The following is a 7,338-nucleotide window of genomic DNA, read 5'->3' as shown; positions in this document are numbered from 1 at the left end:
CGCAGGGTTTCATGGCGCTCGACGACACGCGCCAGAGCGCGGTTCAGCGCCGCCACATCCAGCATACCTTCAAGGCTCAACGCCATTGGAATGTTATAGGCCTCGTTGCCACCGTCCATCTGTGCCAGAAACCACAAACGCTGCTGGGCAAACGACAATGGCAACGGCTGGTCGCGCTTGACCTGCAGGATCGACGGCAACTCGCTACGCGCCACGTCGCACAGTGCAGCCGCCACGGCCGCCAGTTCGCCGAGGGCAAACAATTCGCCCAGCGGCAGTTCGACGCCCAGTTGCTGACGGACCTGAGACACCATGCGCATCGCCAGCAACGAATGCCCGCCCAGATCGAAGAAGTGATCATGGCGACCTACCCGCCCGACCTGCAGCACCTCGGCCCAGATCTCGGCCAGTGCGATTTCGAACTCACCTTCGGGCGCTTCATGACTGAGGCCGAACAGCGCCGACCGTTCGGGTTTGGGCAGTGCCCGACGATCCAGCTTGCCGTTGGCTGTCAACGGCAGTGTGGTCAGCTCGATGAACGCGCTCGGCACCATGTAGTCAGGCAGATTCGCCTGTAGATGCGCACGCATCTGCTCGGGAGCGAGCAGTTCGCTGTTCTGATGGCTGGTGTAATACGCCACCAGTCGCACATGCCCGGGTTCGTCTTCGCGAGCCAGCACCACGGTTTCGCCAATCCCCGGCAGTTGATGCAAACAGCTGACAATTTCACCCAGTTCAATGCGGAAGCCGCGAATTTTCACCTGGTCGTCATTGCGGCCCAGGCACTCCAGCTGTCCATCGTCCAGCCAGCGGCCAAGGTCACCGGTGCGGTACATCATGGCGCCCGGCTCGTCGCTGAACGGATCGGCGAGGAACTTCTCGGCGGTCAGGTCCGGACGATTCAGATAACCCAGGGCCACGCCGTCGCCACCGATGTACAGCTCGCCCGTCACGCCTTGCGGGGCAAGATGTTGACGCGCATCCAGCACGTACACCGTGGTGTTGCCGATGGGGCGACCGATCGGCACGCTCTCGTCGTCAGCCGATACGGCCAGCACTTCAGCGGTCGTGGCAAAGGTGGTGGTCTCGGTCGGGCCATAGGCATTCAACACACGCAAGCCCGGTGCCTGCTCCAGCAATGCACGGAAGGTGGCCGGGTCCGCCCGCTCACCGCCGGAGATCAGGATCCGCATGCCTTGCAGTGCATGAGGAATCAGTTGCACGTACTGGTTGAACAGTGCCGTGGTGAGGAACATGACCGTAATGCCGCTCTCGCCCAGCAAGGCACTGAGGCGTGATGGATCGATCAGGGTTGCATGATCGATCACTTGCAAGCGACCGCCGTTGAGCAACGCCCCCCACACCTCCAGGGTGCTGGCATCGAATGCCGGGTTGGAGGCGAAGGCAAAGCGGTCCTGATCGTTGAAGTCGGCGTAACCATTGTTCAGCACCAGACGCACGATACCGCGATGCGTAACGCGCACGCCTTTGGGTGCACCGGTGGAGCCTGAGGTGTACATCACGTACGCCGTGCAATCCGGGCGCTGAGCCAGATCAGGATCCTGCGCAGGCTGATCACCCAGAGCCAGCGTGTCCAGATCGATGCGCGGTGTCGCGGCGTTGATTGCTGTCGTGCTGCGGGTCAGTACACAGACGGCCTTGCAGTCGTCCAGCATGTAACTCTGCCGTTCCGCCGGCGCATTGATATCCAGCGGCACGAACGTCGCGGCGCATTTGCTGACCGCCAATTGACCGATCAACAGATCAATGGAGCGTGGGAGGACGATGGCCACATGATCGTTCGGTGCGATGCCCTGGCTGATCAGGTGATGGGCCAGTCGGTTGGCCTGCTCGTTCAGTTCGCCGTAGCTAATCGACTGCGCGCCATGCACAGCCGCCGTACTCTGAGGATGGCGGGCGGCACGCTGCTCGAACAGGCGATGCACGCTGTGCTCGCGAGGGTAATCGCGGCGCGTGTCATTGAACCCGTACAGCAGTCTTTGACGCTCGGCGACAGGCAGAATGGCCAGTTGCGTCAGGTCCGTGTCCGGCCGCTGTTCCAGCGCCAGAATCAATTGTGTCAGTGCTTCGTACAGGTAGTCGCAGACCCGCTGCGGTTCGATACCCGGCGCAGCCTGCGCGGTCAGGCTGAAACCTTCGCCCAGGTCATCGATGCTCAGGGTCAGCGGGTAATTGCTGCGCTCTTCGGCGCGCAGCACTTCAATGCCCTGCCACGCCCGCGTTGCGGCTTCGTCGAGCGCTTCATGCGCTGCGCTGTGACGGTAATTGAGCAAGCTGTTGAACAACGGCGCGCCAGCGGGCAATGCGCTGCAACGCTGAGCCAGCGCCAGTTGCGCATGCTCGTGGGCCAGCAGACCGGTCAGTCTGCGGTGCGTGTCCAGCACAGCGTCGCGCACGCCTTGCCTGCCCAGATCGATGCGCAGCGGCAAGGTGTTGATGAACACACCCAGGGCCCGTTCAACGCCTTCACTGCCGTGCAGACGTCCGAGCAGAACCGTGCCGAATACCACATTATCGCGCCCGGACAACTGCCCCAGCACCTGAGCCCAGGCCAGGTGCATCAGGCTTGCCGCGCTGACGCCCAGCAGCCGGGACTGATCGCGGACCTTGCGGCACAGGGTCTCGTCGAGCACCCGATGGGCATCACGAGGCCAAACGTCCTGCGCAGCGAACGCCATGCCGTAAGGCAGCGTGGGCTCATCGATATCGCCCAGTTGCTCACGGAAGAAGGCTTCGTGGGCCTCATCGTCAGGCCCTTGCAGCACCTGAGCGATGTAATTGCGATACGGCACCGGCACAGCCAGCTGCGCTTCTTCCCCGAGCAGGATGTGTTGCAACTCCTGACCCAGCACGTCGAGCGCGACATGGTCCATGACCACGTGATGGAAGCGCAGCGCGGCTGCTATCTGCCCGGTTTCCGGGTCATGGGCATGCACCAGGTGCAGCAGCGGGGCCTGAGTCAGGTCCATGCGCGGCGCAGTGTCCAGATCGTGGAGCGCAATCTCGTCCACACGCAGGTTCGCTTTGCGCCAGACCACCTGCACCGGGGCTTGCAGTCCTTCCCAGAACAGCGCGGTGCGCAAAATGTCGTTGCGCTCTATCACCCGTTGCAGCGCCTGACAAAAGGCGTCGAGCCGTGCCCGGTCGGTAAAGGCGAAGCGCGGTTGCAGCAGGTAAGGATCGCTGTCGCCTGCAGCCAGGTGGTGATACAGAATCCCCGCCTGCAAAGGCCCGAGCGGATAGATGTCCTGCACATTCGCAGCGCCACCGGGAACCTGGGCAACGATGCGCTCGATATGTTCCTGATCCAGCGTCACCAGCGGCAACAGATCCGGCGTGATGTAGCGGCAATCCGCGTCAATCAGGTTGGCCGGGATCTTCAGCGCGTTGTCGCTGCCCACGGCACTGGCCAGCGCCGCCAGCGTCGGCTGGGCAAACAGCACGCGAATGTCGGCGCTCATACCCAGTCGGCGCATGCGGGCGATCAGGGTGACAGCGAGCAGCGAGTGCCCGCCCAGCTCAAAGAAGTGGTCCTGACGCCCTACTCTGGCGACGTTCAGCAGTTCGGCCCACAGTTCGGCCAGCCGTGCCTCGGTCTCGCACAACGGCGCTTCGTACTGACGGCTCAGCACCGACTGCGCGTCCGGCTCCGGTAAAGCCGCACGATCCAGCTTGCCATTCAGGCTCAACGGCAAGGCTGGCAGCGCGACGTAAGCGGTCGGCACCATGTAATCCGGCAATTGCGCCAGCACATGAGTCCGCAGCGCCTCGATACCGGGTGCCGCATGACCTTCGCGGCAACTGAACCAGGCTACCAGCCGTTCGCCATGCAGCAACACCGCGACTTCACGCAGCGAAGGATGCGCGGCAAGACGTGCTTCGATCTCGCCCAGTTCGATGCGCAGGCCATGCAGCTTGACCTGAAAGTCGTTGCGCCCCAGAAACTCCAACTGACCGTCCGCTCGCTGACGCACCAGGTCACCGCTGCGATACAACCGGTCACCGGATACGAACGGACTGTCGATGAAGCGCTCGGCCTGCATCTGCGGCAGGTTCAGGTAACCACGCGTGACGCCGACGCCGCCAATATTCAACTGACCGACCACGCCGTGCGGCACCGGCTGGTCATACTCATCCAACACATACAGGCGGGTGTTGCTGATGGCACGGCCAATGGGCAGCGCCGACTCCGGCACCGGTTCACCCGGCTCCAGCGTCCACACGCTGCAGTCCACGGTGGCTTCGGTCGGACCATAAACGTTGTGCAGTCGCACCTGAGGTAGACGCTGACGCACCTGCGCCGCCAGGCTCGCGGTCAGTTCACCACCGCCACAGACGATATCGGTCAGACTGGCACAACGGGCGCTTTCGTCGAGGTCAACGAACTGTTGCAGCAGTGCGGGCACAAATTGCACCACACTGACCTGCCGATCCTGGATTTCCTGCGCCAGGTACGCAGGGTCACGCTGACCATCCGGGCGCGCCAGCACCAGGCGCAAACCGGCGCACAGCGGCCAGAACAGCTCCCAGACCGATGCGTCGAAGCTGACCGGCGTCTTGTGCAACAGCGCGCCATGCGGAGTCGGCGAACATAACTGCGAACTCCACTGCACCAGATTGCACAGCCCACGGTGTTCAACCATCACGCCTTTCGGAGTGCCGGTGGAACCCGAGGTGTAGATCACGTAGGCCAGATGGCGTGCGGTCAGACCTTCGACAAACGGGTTGCTAGCGGACTGAGCGCTCCAACTGCAATTGCCCATATCCACTAACGACAGCGAGCTGTCGACGAAACGCTCACGCGTCGTGGTATCGACCAGCAGTGTTACGGCATCACTGTCGGCCAGCATGTAATTCAGGCGCTCCAACGGATAGCCCGGATCCAGCGGCACGTAGGCGGCTCCGGCCTTGAGCACCGCCAGCAGACCCACGACCAGATTCGGGCCGCGCTCCAGGCATACAGCGACCCGACTCTCGGTACGCACGCCCTGCCCGATCAGATGACGGGCCAGACGATTGGCTGCCTCGTTCAGTTGCTGGTAGCTCAACCGGACGGCGTCAGACTCCAGCGCGACCGCATCCGGTGTACGGGCAACCTGCGTTTCGAACAGTGTCTGCAACGGCTGATCAAGCTGGAAATCCTGCTCGCTGGCGTTGAATTCGACCAGCAGGCGGTGGCGCTCCTGAGGACCGAGCAGTCCGGCCCTGACAGGCACGGCCTGGTCATTGCCGACCATGGTCCACAACAATTGCTCAAGATAGCCGACATAGCGCGCGACCGTCGCCTCATCGAACAGTGCGGTCGCGTAATCGATCACACCGACAAAGCCTTCATCGGTTTCGCCCAGGCTCAGTGTCAGGTCGAATTTGGCGAAGGTCGGCTGATGGGCCAGTGGTTGCAGGTGCAGATCGCCCAGTTGCAGTTCAAGTCCCTGACTGCCATCCCAGGCCAGCGAAGCCTGAAACAACGGGCTATGGGCCAGGCTGCGCGGTGGCCGCAGCCGTTCGACCACTTGCTCGAATGGCAAATCCTGGTGTTCCTGCGCGTCGATCACGCGCGATTTGACCCGCGCCAGCAGCGTGCTGACGTCGGGTTCGCCGGAGGTGTCGATGCGTACGGCCAACGTGTTGACGAACAGGCCGATCAGCGCTTCGACTTCGCTGCGCCGACGGTTGGCCACCGGCATGCCGATAACCACCTCGGCCTGCCCGGACAGCCGCGCAAGCAGCACCGCCCAGGCACTCATGAACAGCATGAACGGTGTAACCGCATGCTGCTGGCAAAAGGTTTTCAGATCGTCGGACAGGCGCGGATCGAGCCGCACCGGGACACTGGCCCCGGAATAATCCTGACGCGCCGGTCGTGGACGGTCGGTGGGCAAGGTCAGCAAGGCGGGCGCACCATTCAGCGCCCGATGCCAGTAATCACTTTGGTGACGCAAGCGCTCGCCATCCAACCAGTCGCGCTGCCAGCGTGCGTAGTCCGCATATTGCAAGGCCAGCGGGGGCAATGGGTCATCCAGCCCTTGGCTGAAGGCTCGGTACAGCGTGGTCAGTTCTCGGGTAAAGACACCCAGCGACCAGCCATCGGCGACGATATGGTGCAGGGTCAGCAGCAACACATGGCGGTCTTCGGCCAGGCACAGCAGGCGGCCGCGAATCGGCAAATCGTGACACAGGTCGAAAGGCTGCGCGGCTTCCTCCTTGACCACGGCCTGAAGTGCCTGTGGGTCCTGACCGCGCAGGTCCTGCCAGAGCAGGTCGGGAATGACCGATGTCGGCGCGGCCTCGACCCAGGCTTCACTCTCGTGCTGAATGAAGCGGCTGCGCAGACTGTCGTGTCGCACCACGATCCGCTCAAGGGCACGTTTCAGGGCTCGAGTGTCCAGATGCCCGGTCAGTTGCAGGCCCAGCGGAATGTTATAGGCACTGTTGGCGTCTTCCATTTGCGCCAGGAACCAAAGACGTTGCTGGGCAAAGGACAACGGGGCCGGGCCATCCTGGCTGGAAACCACGATGGCGGGCAGCTCGCTGCGTCCGGTATCGCCCAGGCAGCGCGCCACGGCGGCCAGTGCGCTGTCGGCAAACAGGTCGCCCAGTGCAAGTTCCAGGGACAGACGCTGGCGAACTTGCGACACCATGCGCATGGCCAGCAGCGAGTGACCGCCCAGTTCGAAGAAACGATCCTGCCGCCCTACCCGCTCGACCTGCAGCAACTCGCTCCAGATGGCTGCCAGGGCGATTTCCAGTTCGCCCTGCGGCGGCTGATAGTCGCTGGTTTGCAGCGCTTCGCGGTCTGGAACCGGCAAGGCACGACGATCGACCTTGCCATTAGCCGTGAGTGGCCAGGCGTCCAGCCGAACCAATGCGCCGGGCACCATGTAACCCGGCAGGACGGCCAGCAGTGCGGCCCGCAGCTCGGAGACCGGGGTCGACAACGCGCCGTCACGCTCAATGAAATAGCCCACCAGCCTCGGCTGCCCCGGCTCGTCCTCACGGGCCAGCACCAGGGCCTCTTCGATGCCCGGCAACCGGCCCAGCTGGCTTTCGATTTCGCCCAGCTCGATGCGCACGCCACGGATCTTCACCTGATCGTCGTTGCGGCCCAGGTACTCCAGCGTGCCGTCGGCGTTCCAGCGCGCCAGGTCGCCGGTGCGGTACATCCGGGCCCCGACCTCGTGGCTGAACGGATCCCGCAGGAAGCGCTCGGCAGTCAGTTCAGGACGGTTCAGGTAACCACGCGCCACGCCGTCACCGGCCACGTACAGCTCGCCCGCCACGCCCTGTGGCACCAGTTCCTGACGCGCGTCAAGCAGG

At 63.4% G+C, this 7,338-nt stretch carries 1 protein-coding gene; it reads right to left on the bottom strand.

Features of this window, described 5'->3' with window-relative positions; genetic code table 11:
• Positions 1-7,338: non-ribosomal peptide synthetase (locus tag BZK31_RS15845; protein WP_157900751.1), on the bottom strand; the 7,338-nt coding region annotated here is incomplete at both ends.

This window comes from Pseudomonas floridensis, assembly GCF_002087235.1.
GTDB classification, from domain to species: domain Bacteria; phylum Pseudomonadota; class Gammaproteobacteria; order Pseudomonadales; family Pseudomonadaceae; genus Aquipseudomonas; species Aquipseudomonas floridensis.
This window is presented reverse-complemented; position numbering and strand designations above follow the sequence as displayed.